This is a genomic window from uncultured Veillonella sp., from assembly GCF_915069625.1.
Classification (GTDB): Bacteria; Bacillota; Negativicutes; order Veillonellales; family Veillonellaceae; genus Veillonella.
The window spans coordinates 1-17,767 of the sequence record NZ_CAJZFD010000017.1; the positions used below are offsets into that span (position 1 = coordinate 1).

19 protein-coding genes are annotated in these 17,767 nt (G+C 38.5%); 1 reads left to right on the forward strand and 18 read right to left on the reverse strand.

Going from position 1 to position 17,767, the window contains the following annotated elements; translation table 11 throughout:
- From QZ548_RS01725 to nth, 5 genes are all read right to left on the reverse strand, one after another.
- On the reverse strand, nucleotides 1-343 hold a 343-nt coding region (locus QZ548_RS01725; protein ID WP_295867740.1), incomplete at its 3' end, for a DUF1385 domain-containing protein.
- Nucleotides 344-400: 57 nt separating this feature from the next.
- Nucleotides 401-598, reverse strand: coding sequence for a 50S ribosomal protein L31 (gene rpmE, locus QZ548_RS01730; RefSeq protein ID WP_004696185.1), 198 nt, complete (start codon nucleotides 596-598; stop codon nucleotides 401-403).
- 79 nt (nucleotides 599-677) lie between these two features.
- Nucleotides 678-947: a YdbC family protein gene (locus QZ548_RS01735; protein ID WP_005386267.1), complete on the reverse strand. Its 270-nt coding sequence runs from the start codon at nucleotides 945-947 to the stop codon at nucleotides 678-680.
- Nucleotides 948-1,061: 114 nt separating this feature from the next.
- On the reverse strand, nucleotides 1,062-2,501 hold the full coding sequence (locus QZ548_RS01740; RefSeq protein ID WP_295867719.1) for a hypothetical protein: 1,440 nt from the start codon (nucleotides 2,499-2,501) through the stop codon (nucleotides 1,062-1,064).
- Between the two features lies 1 nt (nucleotide 2,502).
- Nucleotides 2,503-3,138: an endonuclease III gene (gene nth, locus QZ548_RS01745; protein ID WP_295867722.1), complete on the reverse strand. Its 636-nt coding sequence runs from the start codon at nucleotides 3,136-3,138 to the stop codon at nucleotides 2,503-2,505.
- A gap of 123 nt (nucleotides 3,139-3,261) precedes the next feature.
- On the opposite strand from nth, the gene QZ548_RS01750 reads away from it, so the two are divergent.
- Nucleotides 3,262-3,531: a DUF896 domain-containing protein gene (locus QZ548_RS01750; protein ID WP_005386262.1), complete on the forward strand. Its 270-nt coding sequence runs from the start codon at nucleotides 3,262-3,264 to the stop codon at nucleotides 3,529-3,531.
- 116 nt (nucleotides 3,532-3,647) lie between these two features.
- Here QZ548_RS01750 and QZ548_RS01755 read toward each other — a convergent pair whose 3' ends face one another.
- The 13 genes from QZ548_RS01755 to QZ548_RS01815 form a co-directional block, all read right to left on the reverse strand.
- Nucleotides 3,648-4,895, reverse strand: coding sequence for an aminotransferase class I/II-fold pyridoxal phosphate-dependent enzyme (locus QZ548_RS01755; protein WP_295867724.1), 1,248 nt, complete (start codon nucleotides 4,893-4,895; stop codon nucleotides 3,648-3,650).
- 259 nt (nucleotides 4,896-5,154) lie between these two features.
- Complete coding sequence (locus QZ548_RS01760) at nucleotides 5,155-5,724, reverse strand: porin family protein (RefSeq protein WP_295231837.1); 570 nt, start codon at nucleotides 5,722-5,724, stop codon at nucleotides 5,155-5,157.
- A gap of 81 nt (nucleotides 5,725-5,805) precedes the next feature.
- A complete protein-coding gene (gene ftsZ / locus QZ548_RS01765; RefSeq protein WP_295867726.1) occupies nucleotides 5,806-6,849 on the reverse strand; it encodes a cell division protein FtsZ in 1,044 nt (347 codons plus the stop codon).
- Between the two features lie 138 nt (nucleotides 6,850-6,987).
- Nucleotides 6,988-7,332: a small basic family protein gene (locus QZ548_RS01770; protein ID WP_005386246.1), complete on the reverse strand. Its 345-nt coding sequence runs from the start codon at nucleotides 7,330-7,332 to the stop codon at nucleotides 6,988-6,990.
- Nucleotides 7,329-8,024 carry a DUF881 domain-containing protein gene (locus tag QZ548_RS01775; protein WP_005386244.1) on the reverse strand — a complete coding sequence of 232 codons (696 nt, stop codon included), beginning with the start codon at nucleotides 8,022-8,024 and terminating at the stop codon, nucleotides 7,329-7,331. Before QZ548_RS01775 ends, QZ548_RS01770 begins: the two co-directional genes overlap by 4 nt.
- 28 nt (nucleotides 8,025-8,052) lie before the next feature.
- The gene (locus QZ548_RS01780) at nucleotides 8,053-8,907 is read right to left on the reverse strand and encodes a cell division protein FtsQ/DivIB (RefSeq protein ID WP_105089334.1); all 855 of its coding nucleotides are present in this window, start codon (nucleotides 8,905-8,907) and stop codon (nucleotides 8,053-8,055) included.
- 27 nt (nucleotides 8,908-8,934) lie between these two features.
- On the reverse strand, nucleotides 8,935-9,867 hold the full coding sequence (locus QZ548_RS01785) for a D-alanine--D-alanine ligase (protein ID WP_295867728.1): 933 nt from the start codon (nucleotides 9,865-9,867) through the stop codon (nucleotides 8,935-8,937).
- A complete protein-coding gene (gene murC / locus QZ548_RS01790) occupies nucleotides 9,864-11,246 on the reverse strand; it encodes a UDP-N-acetylmuramate--L-alanine ligase (RefSeq protein WP_295867730.1) in 1,383 nt (460 codons plus the stop codon). The genes QZ548_RS01785 and murC overlap by 4 nt, the downstream gene beginning before the upstream one ends.
- Nucleotides 11,247-11,260: 14 nt before the next feature.
- Nucleotides 11,261-12,370, reverse strand: a complete 1,110-nt coding sequence (murG, locus tag QZ548_RS01795) for an undecaprenyldiphospho-muramoylpentapeptide beta-N-acetylglucosaminyltransferase (RefSeq protein ID WP_295867732.1) — start codon at nucleotides 12,368-12,370, stop codon at nucleotides 11,261-11,263.
- Nucleotides 12,370-13,740, reverse strand: coding sequence for a UDP-N-acetylmuramoyl-L-alanine--D-glutamate ligase (gene murD, locus QZ548_RS01800; protein ID WP_295867734.1), 1,371 nt, complete (start codon nucleotides 13,738-13,740; stop codon nucleotides 12,370-12,372). The genes murG and murD overlap by 1 nt, the downstream gene beginning before the upstream one ends.
- Nucleotides 13,741-13,824: 84 nt before the next feature.
- The gene (mraY, locus tag QZ548_RS01805; RefSeq protein WP_005386234.1) at nucleotides 13,825-14,811 is read right to left on the reverse strand and encodes a phospho-N-acetylmuramoyl-pentapeptide-transferase; all 987 of its coding nucleotides are present in this window, start codon (nucleotides 14,809-14,811) and stop codon (nucleotides 13,825-13,827) included.
- Between the two features lie 58 nt (nucleotides 14,812-14,869).
- Entirely contained in the window at nucleotides 14,870-16,228 is a 1,359-nt protein-coding gene (gene murF / locus QZ548_RS01810) for a UDP-N-acetylmuramoyl-tripeptide--D-alanyl-D-alanine ligase (protein ID WP_295867736.1), read from the reverse strand.
- A gap of 1 nt (nucleotide 16,229) precedes the next feature.
- A complete protein-coding gene (locus tag QZ548_RS01815; RefSeq protein WP_295867738.1) occupies nucleotides 16,230-17,714 on the reverse strand; it encodes a UDP-N-acetylmuramoyl-L-alanyl-D-glutamate--2,6-diaminopimelate ligase in 1,485 nt (494 codons plus the stop codon).
- Between the last annotated feature and the right edge of the window lie 53 nt (nucleotides 17,715-17,767).

Consider the following 17,767-nt stretch of genomic DNA (forward strand, 5'->3'; position numbering starts at 1 on the left):
AAGCGATTGCAAATAGTGTGGAAAATACCATGGTAATGGCAATTTCACTATTAGACATTTCTTCCTCTTCATCACCAGCCGCTTTTGCAGAGAAGGACAAGGCCTTCATACCGATGACAAGAGATTCATATAAGGCTATACAGCCTCGTAAAAATGGTTTCTTTAATATAGGATATCGCTCTTGAATGGACGTGGTGGCTTCCTTTTGCACCACGATAGAACCGGAAGGCTCACGTACAGCTGTCGCCGTATATCCTGGGCCACGCATCATGACGCCTTCAATGACAGCTTGTCCACCAACGAACTTCTTAATACGTTCTTTTGCCAAAGGATTTCCTTTCATAAACAAATAGAGGCAGAGCCCAAAGCCCTGCCAATAATTGTTTCGCTACATAAACTATTATTTACCGTAACGTTTGTTAAATTGTTCGATACGACCACGAGCTTGAGCCGCACGTTGTTGACCAGTGAAGAACGGATGGCATTTGGAGCAAACGTCTACACGAAGGTCTTCTTTTACAGAGCCAGTTTTGAATGTGTTGCCACAACCGCAAGTTACTGTAGCTTCTTTATAGTCTGGATGAATACCTTGTTTCATTCTATACACCTCTTTCCGACAATCAATATTATTCTTATAGATTATAGCATGACACTAGTACAAATGCAAGTTGCCAATACTATTCCTTAGATGCTTGTTTTTCTTCAATAGACTCAGCTAAGATAGTCTCTAAGTCACTTTCATTAAGGATATCACGCAATGCGATGAGCTCCTCTAAAGAAAGGGTAATACCTTTCTTCATGCTTGTATATTCACTATCCCAAGCGCGAAGGTCAAACTTAGGATTATATTTACCCCAGCTAGTACATGTTAATTGTTTTTTCCAACCGTCTTTATCTTCAGATAAAGTACCGATAACTTTGAAGATTTCAAAATTAATAACTGCCATGAGTCAGTCCTCCTTTCTTACACATCTGTGTAGTATGTTTCATACCTACTATATTTAGTAGTTCATATTTTTTAGGATACGATATATTTTAAACTAAATACTGTACTTTTACAATTAGTTTTTATAATCGCTATAGTCTTCAATATCTATAGAGGTAGTAGGAGGCATTACTTGAGCACCTAATTCATCTACCGTAGATTTCCAATTTGCTGTTGCTTCTGTAACAGCCTTAATATAGGCTTCATCAGCATCCTGTACAGCTGAAATTAATTGGGCTTCATTATTAACATCTAATACGCGACGACGCACGCTACTAAGCATATAGCCGAAGGACTCATCTGTTTGAACAAGCATGGAAATTTCTTGGATCAATGTTTGTCCAGTAGTGCTACAGAAGTATGCATACCACATATATGCCAATTCAGCATCTGGGAACATCCAATAAATATCCTCTGCTGGTGCCTCTGTAGTAATATCTACATCTACATGATCCGCATAGCGTTTAAATGTAAGGAAATATGCGCCACTTTCAATGAGAGCATTACGGCCTAATTCTGAAACACGGCTATCGATACAGTAAATACCATCTTGACCTAAGGCTACATCAGTTTGACCGCCTGGCAACAAAATAGAGCGTAAAGACAAACCATAATTTAATACTGTGAAAACAGGTAATTGAGCAAATACGCCATGAGGCAATGGAATATAGTTAATTGTTTTCCACTCATCCCCTACGCGTTCACGAAGGCCAACGCGCATCTTTTTAACATCGTATTTACCATATACAATTTCATAAGCCCCTAATGGTGTCCATTCACGAATAGCTTCTACACGCTTTTGATTCAAGAAGAATTGCAACGCCATATTATTTAAGCCCAATTGGTTTTGTGCCATTGTAGCAGGTAAGAATAATTGTGCAGTCCCTTCTGGAACAAGATTATGTAGTCCATTTGCCACTTCTTCCACAATATCTTCAGAAGATTGGAACATGCCAACTGTACCTGTAAAGATATGATCAAAATAGCTACGATGAGGCCATTGATTAATAATTTGCGCCATCGGATATAAACGTGTCAAAATGCTATAGCTCACAGGAGACGCCGTATAAAGAACGACTTTTTTATCTTCATAAGATTGAAGAATCTCTTCCACCATACCTGCATATTCTTCTACATAAGCATAAAGAACGAGTTCTCCCGTTTTGCTATGAGCTTCGATACTTTCACGAACAGGAGTTTCCCAAATAGTGCCTACATCAAGACCATCCAAGATACCTGTATCACTAATGAAATCAAATAATTCAACTCTAAAGGATGGACCATATAGAGCTTGGAATGTATTCAAATCATATGGAACAGGACCAAAAGACTCGACTGTGGATTTTTCTGCTAACGCATATAAATCATCTGCCGTTACACCCCACTCACGAGAGCTAGCATTACTAGAAATCAGTTGATCTAGTACTTTAAAACGCATTAACTCATTTACAATATCAATCCCCTCAATGCCATGAGTCGCACAAAGGGCAATAAATTCTTCGTTATTTACTTTCATATTAAACCTTTCCAGCTGAAGGACATACATGATTTAAAAAACATTCTTCACATAATGGCTTACGAGCCTTACATAATTTACGGCCATGATAAATCAACCAATGATGCGCTGCAGCCCAATCCTCTTTAGGAATAGCCTTTTGCAGCTTTTTCTCCATCTCTTCCGGCGTTTTTGCAATACCCAATTTTAATCGATTAGCTACGCGGAATACATGGGTATCTACTGCAATAGCAGGCGTACCAAACAATACGGATACAACTACGTTGGCCGTTTTACGACCAACACCAGGTAATTCTACAAGTTGATCAAATTCGCGTGGTACCTCACCATGATATTGTTCTACCAAAATTTGACAAGTGGCAATCAAGTTTTTGGCTTTAGATTTATAAAGGCCACAGTCCTTAATCAGAGTTTCTAATTTGGTAACCCCAATTGCTAACATCTTAGCCGGATGATTTAGTTCAGGAAATAACCGTTTAGTAACGATATTAACTCTCTCATCCGTACATTGTGCAGATAATACGACTGCCACTAATAATTCAAATTCATTTGTATACTCAAGGGCAGGTTTTGCATCAAAATAATGCTCTTGCAATAATTTCAATTGCTCTGCCTTTATTGCTTTTGTTACACGCATATAGCTCTCCTTTCTCACTTGTGAAAGTACAGACGCGTACAACTTATATCTTACCATACGTATTCATTTAGTTCTATGTTATAATAAATCATGTTATTCTAATATAGAATACAGGAGGTCAATATGAGTAATATTAACGATACATTAAAGCGCATAAATGAACTAGCAGCAAAGAAAAAATCTGGACAACCACTCACACCAGAGGAGTTAGCAGAAAAAAAAGAACTTTATGAAATCTACTTATCATTCATTCGAGGTCAAATTACAGATACTTTAGATCGCGTTGAATTTGTAGATCCAGAAACCGGTGAACGAACTGCTCCAAAACGAGCTCTAGAAAATTTGGCTAAGGAAGCTGACCAAGATATTAAAGAACATAAAGATATTCATTAATATATAAAGCGTACACATAAATGATACATCAAGTATGCGTACGTTTTTCTATTACCCACAAAAAGTCCGCTTGATATACTTATCAAGCGGACTTTAATATTAGTAAAACTTATGCATTATAATTTGCCAAGACGTTTCATAGCATTATAAATTTTTTCAGCAAGGCCTGTCATTTGGAATTTAGGAATGCCACATGCTGCAACGCGAATACCATTAGCTAGAGCAATAACATAAATATGCTCTTTCTTCAATTCTTCACAGATAGCATTAGCAGAATCTGTAGGAATTGTAATGAAGAAACCACCACGGTATGGTAACATTGGAAGGCCAACTTGTGCAGCCTCTTGTTTGAAGATATCAGCACGATCACGAATCAATTGATAGTAGCTATTGCGTTCAGCTTCATATTCTTTAAACTTAGCTGGATCAGCCACAATATTAGCCATTGTACGCATTGCTGGACGACAAATATTAGACCATGTAGCACGGCTAGTAGATTTGTTGATTTCTAAGAATTCATCAGCAATTTCTTCGTCATCAGAAATACCAATCAAAGCCCCTACACGTTGACCATACATAGTGAAGCCTTTAGACAAGCTATAGCAAACACATGTAAGGATTTCTTTTGGCAAATGACTAAATTTACTAAAGAACGAACGGACCTCTTCTTTTTCACCAGAATAATCAAGGTAAGCCACATCAATACTGATGATCACATTATTGCGACCAATAGCAACGAGTTCTTTTAAGAAGTTAAGAATGGATTCCCAGTCTTTATCTTCAATTGAGTAGCCTGTTGGGTTATTACCAGGTGTATTAAACAAAATTACCACATTTGTTTGTTTAGCAGCTAATTCATTTACACGATTTTGGAACGCTTCATGGTTAAAGTTATTATGTTCATCAAATAAAGAATACGTAACAAGTGTACGACCTACATCACTGCAAATTACACGATAGGCACCCCAGTACCAATCAGCAGTCAACACTTCATCACCAGGTTCTGTGTAGTTATGAACTAAGTGATGAATACCGCCAGTACCACCTGCAGTAGCGATACTACGGATATGACCTTCTGGACGAGATTGTCCAAAGCATTCTTTCTCTGCAGCAGCAAGGAACTCAGGTACACCTGCGATCGGTGCATAGCCAATATGTTCAGAGTCAGGAAGACTTAAATATTCATCTTTAACGGTTTTAAGGAATACTAATTTACCATCTTCATCATGAATCGCACCTAATGTACCGTTAACAACGTTCTCACGACCATTTTCTTTAGCATCAGCTTGGGCTTGGCCAGCAGTTACAAAGATTACATCTTTAAGTTTTTTCCCTTTTGCATGCTTTGCAGCAACACTTGTCATAACTTACACCATCCTATCTAAAATGAATTATTACATATTTATCATACCTAAACTTATTTAATTATACAATGAGTATTTAGAAAATATATTGTATACATAAGAAATAGTACTAATTGCAAGCTGATTTATAATAAAATTAAGGTATATAGGATATATACAATATCCTATACAAAATAAATTTATAAATAACATCCCTACAGATATCTATTTTTATAAACGTACAAAAAAAGACCACTCATTAGAGTGGTCTTTGTTATCCTTAGAAGGAGTAGCCTACACCAGCGTGTAAACCTTTTGCAGTTTTATCGTTGTTATTTACGCTATATTTATCATAGCCATAGTATACGTTCAAGTCTACATCAGGGCGAACTTCATATTGAGCACCTACTTGGTAAGTTTGCTTAATATCATTACCCCAACCAGCTTTAGCAAAGCCGTTAACTTTTTCTGTCAATGGTACATGACCAATAACACCTGCTTGGAAACCTAATTCAGTATCATTTGTACGAATTGCAGTACCAGCACCATATACGTTTACGTTTGGATGCACTTTATAAACTAATGCTAATTGATGATCTTTAATGTCGCCATTTTTTGCATTCAATTTATCATAGGAATATTGTACAGCTGTTTTATTGGAAAGGTCGTGTTGCAAAGATACACCAAAACCATCGTTGCTATTGCCGCCACCTTTAGATACATGTTGTTTAAATGCATAATCAGCTTGTACTTTAGTGGAACCGTCGCTAATTTTTGTTACAGGTGCTGCTGCGAATGCGCTACCTGCTACAACTGTAGCTGCTAGAGTTAATAATACTAATTTCTTCATTTGTACCTCCTATACACATATCTCAAGATATGTCTTACTAAGTTACTTATTTACGAATGTTTTGATTATACACTCTATAAATTAGCGTTTCATGAATACAGGGATATCAGGGATACCACTTGTAGGAGCAGATGTGTTTGTTGCTGGACGTGCAGCAGTTGTTGTTTTACCGAATTCTGGAACATTCTTAGTACTGGAGTTAAAACCAGTTGCAACAACTGTAACTTGAACGCTATCGCCCAAGCTTTCATCAATAACAGAACCGAAGATGATATTTGCATCAGGATCGGCTGCTTCAGAAATGATTTCAGCTGCTTCGTTGATTTCAAACAAGCTCAAGTTTGCACTACCAGAAATGTTAAGCAAGATGCCTTTAGCACCATCAATGGAAGTTTCCAACAATGGGCTATTGATAGCCATTTTAGCAGCGTCTGCAGCACGGTTTTCACCTTCGCCAATACCAATACCCATCAAAGCTTCGCCTTGTTCAGTCATGATAGTTTTAACATCTGCAAAGTCAAGGTTGATTAAACCAGGAACTTGGATCAAATCGGAAATGCCTTTGATACCTTGACGAAGAACGTCATCAGCTGTGCGGAATGCGTCGCTCAAAGAACATTTTTTATCTACTACTTGTAACAATTTGTCATTAGGAATAACGATGATTGTATCAACTTTTTGAGTCAAGAACTCAATGCCTTTTTCTGCTTGTGCACGACGACGTTTACCTTCAAATGCGAAAGGTTTAGTTACAACGCCTACTGTTAATGCACCGATTTCTTTAGCACATTCAGCTACGATTGGGGCAGCACCAGTACCAGTACCACCGCCCATACCAGCAGTTACGAATACCATATCAGCACCTTCAAGGGCTTTAATGATTTCTTCACGGCTTTCTTGAGCTGCTTCTTCACCGATTTGTGGGTTAGCGCCTGCGCCAAGACCTTTAGTAACTTTTTCACCGATTTGAATTGTTACATCCGCTTTAGACAATTCAAGTACTTGGCTTTCTGTATTAGCAGACAAAAATTGAACACCTTTAAGATCGCTATCTACCATGCGATTTACAGCGTTATTACCGCCGCCACCAACACCGATAACTTTAATATTTGCAAAATCAGACATTGAACTTCCTCCTCTTATCGTTATCTATTGTATCAATATACGTCCCAATGTATCGATTTATATACTGACTATCTTATAACAATTACATTTATTTTACACTAAAATTTAAAAACTTTCCACTATATAGAATGTGATTTATTAGAACCGCTTAGTCATAATTATCTTGCGTATAGCGCCTACATTAATAAACACACGTAACCCAAACCCAATGAGGGCCACATAGTATAAATTAATGCCTATTAAATCACCAACATATACAAGAATAACAGCTAACACCATATTTGAAAAGAACCCAATTACAAAGTTACTAAGATCAAAGGTTCTTTCTAGTGCTGCGCGACTGCCGCCAAATACGGCATCTAATGCTGCTAGGACAGCTACTGATGTATAGTTCGAGTAACTAGCAGGGATATGAAGTGGTGCTATCCATCCTAAGATAGCCCCTATGATTAGGCCAATGATGGCAAAGATATAGATGTTCATTCTTTACCTCCTAACTCATTAGGCTTCATATGTTCCTCTCTAAAGGTACCTGTGAAAGCAGGAATAGCAACATCCTCTTCTTGCTTTATAGTTACCTTTATACCCCAATGTTTAAGCGAATCTACTACACCACCACGCATAGTTAACGCCGAATTTAATGTCTTTGGATCTCCAATAGCTTTTACCGTAAAAGGAGCACCAAAGACCTTACCATTTACAGTAATAGTTGGTCCTGAACATCGTATTTCAGACGTTCCTATAAGGCGTTGATCATTAATAGCGATTGCTTCAGCCCCACCAGCACGTAATTCATTGACAATCCTAAGAATATCTTCATCATGAATTACATACAAATTAGGATTTTCACCACTTTGAACAGGCTTTAAGCTATCTTCAATCAACACGCTAACACCTGGACCTTTAACATTTGTTAATGCCGCTTTCATCATGAGCTGTTCATCAGCTTTACCGTCACCATTAGCACCAGATTTTTTTAGTGATTCAATTTGCTTTAATAAAGCATCCCGTTCACTCTGGGCCTCTCGCAATTGTACTGCTAAATCACCAGCCCGTTGTAAGCGAATATTTTCTTCTATATTATCTTGCGTCATCTTATATTGGGTTACAACCATAAACCCTAATATACAGCTGACTATGGCAATTGCCCACCGTTCGTGTCTCACGACAATCATCTACCTTTTATTTTCAACATGACCTAATTTATCTTGTTTTTGTCTCATCTTTCTTAGTAGATGAATTTTCTGTAGTCGGTGCTCCATTTTGATGTTTTTTGCCTTCTGGCATCACATCGGTTTTAATGTACGGTGACGAAACATTTACATCTATATACTGTACATTACCATGAGTCTTTTTAATATCTTGTAACATCGACTGAGTTAGCTCTGCTTTTTTGGCTAAGTCTTTGCCATCTCCCAGTCGAATCTGTACACCTGAAACAGTATATGCCATTATTGCATCAGGATCTCCGATATTAACCTCTGCAATATTCTTGAATGTCTCCTCATCAAGTGAGTTCAAGTATTCAAGAGCAGCCAATATCGGCTTATCTACTACCGTATCTCCTAAGAGTATGTTTCCAGCTTTCACACCAGAAATCATAGGCACCGATGTATCTTGAATAGCAGGCTCAGATGCAATCACTTGACCTTTACCATCAAGGGTCAAGTATCCAAATTGAGCTGGTACAACTGCAACAGCCTTGCGTTCCACCACATTTACCACCATTGTAAGTGGCAACTGATAGCTAATTTGGGCCTCTTCAACACGTAAGTCTTTCGACAATCTAGTTTTTAATTTTTCTGTACTAATTTGCAATATATTAACAGGTTCATGTATATCACCTGCTACCATTACATCTTGTACAGTTACCTTATCCGATCCAGTAACTTTTAAGGATCCAAAAGGAATAGGTAGTGTAAACAACCCCACCAACACGAGAGTAACTGCACCACCGATTTTTAACACTCGTTTTCTAAATACAGCCCGTTCATCACGAACAGGTGTAGAAGACTGCATCTCCCCAGAGTTGGATGGATGGTTTTGCTTATCATCCATAGTTAACTCCTTATCTTCTATTAGCCCTTAAAATTTCCCTATACTAGCTGTTAATAGAATTTTTTCACATAATGTTGGGAAGTCGATTCCCATTTCTTTAGCTGCTTTTGGTACTAAAGACGTTGCTGTCATACCAGGCACAGTGTTATATTCAAGAACATACATCTTATCGGCATGATCTGTCATAACATCAACACGAATGACCCCACTGCCTTGTACTTCGCGATACACAAGTTCCCCAATGCGTTGCATTTCAGCAGTCATTTCTTCACTAATAGGTGCTGGCACTAAATACTCTGTAGCACCTACAGTATACTTACTCTTGTAGTCATATTCACCAGAATGTGGACGAATTTCAATAACAGACAAAGCTTTGCCATCTAAAACAGATACGGTAAATTCACGACCATCAAGGAATTGTTCTACCACGAGAATAGGGTCATATTTAAGAGCTTCCGTTACAGCCTCTGCCAACTGAGCTTCATCGCGGACGATAGTAACCCCAATACTAGAACCTTGAGTGGCAGATTTTACAACTACTGGAATTGTAAAATCTTTGCGGATATGTTCAATAATAGTCTCTGCAGATTCAAGATTACCATTGAAGGACTCGGAAGCCGCCGTAGGAATATTGGCACCTTTAAACACATCTTTACTTACTTTTTTATTCATCCCTACTGCATGAGCCATGATACCGGACCCAGTGTATGGAATTTCAGCCATTTCTAATAAGCCTTGTAATGCACCGTCTTCACCATAACGGCCGTGAATGGCATTAAATACTACTTCACCACCGAGGGCTTCAATATCTTTTAAAACAGTACGTGGATTAAGTTCTAATGTTTGGGCACTATAACCTTTGCTTTCAAGTGCTTCCGCAATAGCAGCACCAGTGCGGCGAGATACTTCCGCCTCTTTGGAAGGACCACCCATCAATACGATTATTTTTTTATCTTTCATTGTAAGCCTTCCTCCAATATAGCTAATAATTTTGGTCCATATTGATTAATAGAACCTGCACCCATGGTGATAACCAAGTCATTAGGTCTTACTACTTTTGATAATACTTCAGGCAAATCATCAACAGACTGTACATAATGTACATCTTGACCTGTGGCCGCTTTAATGGCATTTGGAATTGTATTGCCATCAATACCAGGGATTGGATCTTCACCAGAGCTATAGATATCTGTCATATATACTTCATCAGCGCTTGTGAAAGCAGTGGCAAATTCATCCTTTAGCAGGCTAGTGCGAGTAAAGCGATGTGGTTGGAATACACAGATAACACGATGTTTTTCTAACTCTTTTGCAGCTTTCAACGTAGCTTTAATCTCTGTAGGATGATGAGCATAGTCATCAACAACCCATACACCGGCTACATGACCTTTCGTTTCAAAACGGCGTTTTGCACCGATAAATTTACCTAAGCCCTTAGTAATGATACGTGTTTCCACACCGCAGCAATCATGAGCCACAATAAAGGCAGCCAAGGAGTTCAATACATTATGTTCACCAGGAACACGCAAGCGAATACGCTCAATATTTACACCCTTATGATATACATCATAAACCAATGTAGAATCTACATAATGAATATTTTTAGCTACATAGTCATTATTATCGCTTAAGCCATATGTAATGAAGTTACGATTTACACGACTCATAACGTAGCGAATATTTTCATTATCACCACATACGATTGCTTTGCCAGATTCTGGTAAGGTTTCAACAAACTCACAGAATGCATTTAGCAAATTATCCATTGTTTTGTAATGATCCATATGATCATCTTCAATATTAGTAATAACAATAGTGTGTGGACGTAGTTTCAAGAAAGACCCATCACTTTCATCTGCTTCTACTACAGAAAAGTGGCCTTTACCAAGGCAACTACTGCCTTTTAAATAATCTACTTCACCGCCAATAATAACTGTTGGATCAGCATCTGCTTCTACTAAAATTTGACCAATCATCGAAGTAGTAGAAGTTTTACCGTGTGCGCCGGCTACTGCAATGCCATCTGTTACGTCTAACACAGCTTTTACAATATCGGAACGATGCAAAATTGTAATGCCTTGTTCTTTTGCCGCTACAATTTCAGGATTATCTTCACGAATAGCTGTAGAACGCACTACAGCATCAACGCCATTTACATACTCTTTATTATGACCAATATGAACGGTAGCGCCCATACTTCTAAACTTTTCAATAACTGCAGATTCAGTTACATCTGAACCAGATACATCATAACCTTTTTGAATTAAAATATTCGCTATAGCACGCATGCCAGACCCACCTATACCAATAAGGTGAATCTTATGAATACCGTCTAACATAAAACCTCTCCTTGTTACTTTGCAATAGATAATGCTAATTTTGCAATATCATGAGCCGCATTTGGTTTACCTAATTGCAATGCTCGTTCTCCCATTTGTGACAATAAATCACGATTAGCCATAAACATTTCAATTTCCCCTATCAAATCATGAGCACTTAACATTTGATCAACGATCATATGAGCAGCCCCTTCTTGAACAAAGATACGGGCATTATATGTTTGATGATCTTCCGCTGCATATGGATATGGTACCAACACAGATGGAATACCACGAACCGCCAGCTCAGCAAGACCGATAGCACCAGATCTAAAGACTGCTAAATCAGCTGCTGCCAAAGCTTTTGGCATATCATGTAGATATGGCAGAATCACTGAAGAATCACCTAAACCATCACCATCGGTAATACCAAGCTGAGATAACACAGATTTGTATTCTCCGTCCCCTGTAATATGGATTAATTTGATTCCTTTTATTCCTTGAAAATGCTTATGTACATCAATCATAGCATTATTGATAGTTCGCGCCCCCCGAGAACCACCTGCTATGAGAACTGTAAACGTGTCATCACTTAAATTAAAATAATTACGTCCATCAGCTCTAGTATCGACTAATACATCAGGGCGTACTGGGTTACCAGTATACACTACGCGTTTTGCCTTTGAAAAAGATGCTTCTGCATCCTTGTAGCCCACGGCTACTACATCAACAAAACGGCTTAGAATTTTATTTGTAATACCTGCAATGACATTTTGTTCCTGTATCAATGTTGGAATGTTGCGCAATGCTGCAGCCATAAGAATAGGACCACAGACATAACCACCAGTACCAATAACTACATCCGGCTTAAAGTTAGAAATGATTGTATTGGCTTTCACAAGAGAGAAAGCCGTCTTACCTAACGTCACTAACGTACCAAGAGATAATTTACGTTGCAAACCTTGTACAGGTAATGTAGTAAACTCAATGCCTTCTTTAGGCACTAAAGTTGCCTCTAAGCCCTTTTCAGTTCCTACATATAAAACCTGTGCATCAGGGTTCTGCTTCATAATTTCCTTATATATAGTTATTGCTGGATATATATGTCCACCGGTGCCACCACCTGAAATAATGATACGTTTCATTAATGGTGTCTCCCTTCTTGCAACATATGAACACAATTTTTAAAATCATCGCCACGTTCTTCAAAACAGCTGTACCAATCAAAGCTTGAACAAGCTGGTGATAATAATACAATATCACCTTGGTCAGCCAATTTATAACCTTGTTCAACAGCATCTTTCATGGATGAAGCTCTGTACATAGGATGAACGCCAGCCTCTTTTGCAGCAGCTTCAAATCGGTCCGCCGCTTCACCCATAAAGATAACAGCTTTTGTATGATCTTTAACAAGCTGCATAAAATCTTCTAATGGAGTCATTTTATCATGACCACCAGCTAATAAAATAACTGATTGATCAAAGGATTCTAATGCTTTTACAACAGAGTCAACATTAGTAGCTTTAGAGTCATTATAGAATGTAACGCCATCAATCGTTTTAACTCGTTCTAATCGATGTTCAACACCATGGAACTCGCTAATAATGCGATGGATAGTTTCTACGGGCACACCTAACGCATAGGTTAAAGCGATAACAGTTAAAATATTTTCAATATTATGACTACCTGGAATATGGATATCATCGCTTCCAATAACAGGCGTTGCCTTACCATCCTTTGTTACATAACATTGCCCTTTATCATAGTAGGCACCATTTGGTACCACTTGATGTTGACTAATTTTAAGGATATGGCTAGGCACACGATGTTCCATATCTGCCACAATTGGATCATCAATATTAAGCACCATAAAATCTGTACTTAATTGATTTTCAAAGATTCGTTCCTTTGCAGCAATATAATTTTCCATCGTCTTGTGACGAGCTAAATGATCGGGTGTAATATTGAGCATAATAGCACCAATCGGTCTAAAATGCTTAATTGTTTCTAATTGATAGCTAGATAGTTCAGCTACCAAGAAACCATCTGCTGGCATGGAATAGGCAACTTCACTGAGGGAATCCCCTATATTACCACCAACGCGAACTGGTTTTCCAGTTCCTTCCAATACCTTAGTTAATAATGTTGTAGTTGTAGTCTTACCATTTGTACCTGTAACAGCTACAATTGGAGATTTAGATAACTCATAAGCTACTTCAACTTCACTAACTACATCAATCCCACGCGCTCGAGCAGCTTTTACAATGGGAATATCTAGAGAAATACCTGGAGAAATAACAATACGATCCACGCCATCAAGCAAGGATTCATCTTGTCGACCTGTAATAATATCTACACCCGCTGATACTAGTCTTTTTTCCTCATCTGCAGGCAGTGTAACAGGCTTATAATCATTTAATACTACATGGGCCCCAACTTGAGCTAACACCCAAGATGCGCCTATACCGCTGGCACCAGCGCCCAGAACAAGTATATGTTTGTCTCCGTATTCCATCTGTATCACCTAAATTATCAACAAAAATAATGTATTCCTATCTTATAAGCATACCATTATTTGCGGCTTCCGTTAAGTATTATCTTACAAAGTTATAGTCGCTAAAATGACACCAATAACAGCTAATACAGCACCACCAAACCAGAAGCGATTAACAACAGTTTGTTCAGCCCAACCAGACAACTCAAAATGATGGTGAATAGGGCTCATTTTAAACACTCGTACACCACGAGTTTTAAAGGAAATAACTTGAATAATAACGGATAACGCTTCCATAACAAAAATACCGCCAATGACAACGAGTAACAACTCTGTTTTTGTAAGAATCGCCATCGCCGCAAAAGCACCACCTAATGCTAAAGAACCTGTATCCCCCATAAATACTTTTGCAGGGTTTACATTGTATACCAAGAAACCAAGGCATACAGCGGCTACAATGGCCCCATAGTAAGCAACGCTTTCAGCGCCAATAGAATTTGTTGTGGATGCAGCCATAAGGCCGATAACGGAAAAGGCAATGGCAGCTACAGCAGATGTACCACTAGCTAAACCATCAAGACCATCTGTAAGATTTACGGCATTCGTAGCACCTACGATAATTAAAAATGCCAATACATAATAAGCCCAACCTAATTGAAGGTGAATATCTGCTACAGGAATCCACAATGTGGTAGGAATAACCATAATTTCAGTAATACAGTAACAGAATATGGCAGCCAAAATAAATTGACCTAGTAATTTTTGCTTAGCTGTCAAACCAAGATTACGTTTTTTTACAGCTTTTACAAAATCATCAAAGAAGCCCAATAAACAATGTCCTAATGTGAGGAACAATAACATACCAGTACCCACATTCCACGGTGCAAATAAAGCAACCCCAATGACGAGGGCTACCATCATAAAAGCGCCACCCATTGTTGGTGTACCAGCTTTCGCTTGATGACTTTCTGGACCTTCTTCACGAATACTTTGTTGTGCGTGCAAAGAACGCAACATAGGAATAGCAAATTTACCTAGCACTACCGTAATAATAAAGGTTACTACGAAGGCTAATAGAATGTGATATATCATACGAATCCTCTACTCATTAATAAACAGATGACGGCTAGATATAACTAGCCGTAACCTTTTATTCACGATCTTTCAATTCTTCAACAACTCGTTCCATCCGCAAACCACGGGAGCCTTTGACTAGGATAACATCCCCTTTTTCACGAATATCACTATATGCATTGGCCATTTCCAAATGGCTATTACAACGGAATGTAGTTAAGCCTGCTTTTTTAGCTTCTTTAGCTATAAAGGCAGCAGCATCACCGAATGTGAAGACAACACTATAACCTTCTTCAGCAAGCAATTGACCAATTTCACGATGCGCTTGTTCAGTATAATCACCAAGTTCAAGCATATCACCAAGCATAGCAATTTTACGTTTACCTTCTAGCTGACCCAAAGCTTTTATCGCTTCAGCCATAGAAGAAGGATTTGCATTATACGCGTCATTTAAGATAACAATATCTTCAAATGGTACGATTTCTTGGCGCATAGGAGTACCTGTAAATTCGCTTAAGCCCTTACGGATCGTATTGGACTTAATGCCTAGCACACGACCAGCTACGATTGCTGCCAATGCGTCATATACATTGTGTTCACCAATCATAGGCAAGAAGATATCAAATACTTCGTCATAACATTTGCATGTAAATTTAATACCATCTTTTTTATAACGCAAATGACTGCCAATACATGTGGCATTACGTTCGATACCATAGGTAATCGTTTTACCTTTAGCAAGGCTATCCATAGCTTTAACATATGGATCATCTTCATTGAGAATAGCCACACTATTTTCAGGCAAGCAACAAATTAACTCACCTTTAGCTTGTGCGATGGCTTCACGAGAACCTAATAGCTCAATATGGCTAGTACCAACATTGGTAATAATACCCATAGTTGGTTCTGCAATCAACGCAAGCTCCTCGATTTGACCAAGGCCACGCATGCCCATTTCAACAACACAAGCTTGATGTTCTGCAGTTAAACGCAACAATGTTTTTGGCAAACCAATTTCATTGTTAAAGTTTTTCTCAGTTTTCAAAACATTAAATTCGGTGCCGAGTACAGCAGCTACCATTTCCTTTGTTGTAGTTTTACCAGAAGAACCAGTAATAGCCACTACAGGAATATCAAAGCGACGGCGATGATAACGTGCCAAGTTTTGGTATGCTACCAAGGTATTTTCTACCTCAATACAAACAATACCTTCTACGGCACGACCTTTTTCTACGATTGCACCTGTAGCGCCCTTTTCAATGGCCGTGTTGATGAAATCATGACCATCAAAGGTATCACCTTTTAAGGCTACAAACAAAAAGCCTGATTCAATCGTTCTTGTATCAGTAGATACATCTAAGAACTTAATATTTTCGGTATGTGTACTCGTCCCTTCTGTGGCTTCTACCACTTGAGACAATGTAAATTCTGCCATATTAGATCTCCTTGAGGGCTGCTCGCGCCTCTTCACGATCATCAAAATGAATCGTTTTATCCTTTAAGATTTGGTAATCCTCATGCCCCTTACCAGCAATTAGTACAATATCCCCAGGTTTTGCATTTTGTATTGCATGTTGAATCGCTTCCCGACGATCAACGATTACTTCATAATGAGAGCCTTCACGAAGGCCTTCTTTAACGCCTACTTCTACATCTTTCACAATTTGTACAGGATCCTCTGTACGAGGATTATCAGATGTTACATATACTACATCACCATATTGTGCAGCAATACGACCCATGATAGGGCGTTTTGTCGCATCTCGGTCACCACCACAACCAAAGACTACAATAATGCGATTTTCTTGAATAGCCTTTGCAGTTTGTAGAATATTTTCTAGCCCATCTGGTGTATGTGCATAATCTACAACCACAGCAAATGGTTGACCTTCTTCAATGAGCTCAAAACGGCCAGGCACAGCGCTAAATGTTTTCAATGCTTTATCGATATCTTCCATGGAGATACCTTCTAACAAACAAGCACCGATAGCTGCTAATGTGTTATACACATTAAATAGACCTGTGGTATTCATAGCTACTGTATAGTCATGGCCATCATAAGAGACAGTATAACGGCTAGACTTAGGTGTCATTTCTACATCATGAGCATTCAACGTACCTTTGCCATCAATACTGTAAGTAATGATAGGTGCCGTTGTTTTCTCAATTACACGATGACCATATTCGTCATCGATATTAATGATAGTCCCTTTACCAGATTTAGTTTGGTTAGGTGCGCTAACTTGTTCAAATAATTTACACTTAGCTGCCAAATAATTTTCAAAGGTCTTGTGAAAGTCCAAATGATCTTGTGTTAAGTTTGTAAATACCGCTGTATCATATTCAACACCAGAAACTCGCCCCAACGCCAATGCGTGTGAAGAAACTTCCATCACGCAATGTGTAACACCTTCCTCTACCATTTGATGAAGAATATGTTGCAAATCCACTACATCAGGTGTCGTATTATGAATTGGATATGTTGTATCACCAATCATAATATGAACAGTACCAATAACGCCCACTTTATGACCTTGAGCTTTCAAAATATGACGAATCATATGCGTTGTAGTCGTTTTACCATTCGTACCAGTAACGCCAATCATACGCATAGAATTTGCTGGATAATCAAAGAAATACGGCACACATGCCATCATAGCTTTACGAGTGTCCTCTACAGTGATAACACAAACATCACCACTTACCTCTACTGGTTTAGATACAAGTACTGCTACAGCACCAGCTTCTACGGCTTTATTTACATAATTATGACCATCTACAGTGGCACCATCTAACGCAATAAATAAGCTACCTGCTTTTACTGCACGAGAATCAGCCGTAATATCTAATACCTCAACAGCTGTATTGCCTTCTACATGTGGTGTTTGCAAAGTTTTTACTATATCTTGTAATTGTTTCATATACAATCTCCTTTACACGCAAAGGAAAGCAGCCCAATACGAGCTGCTTTGCC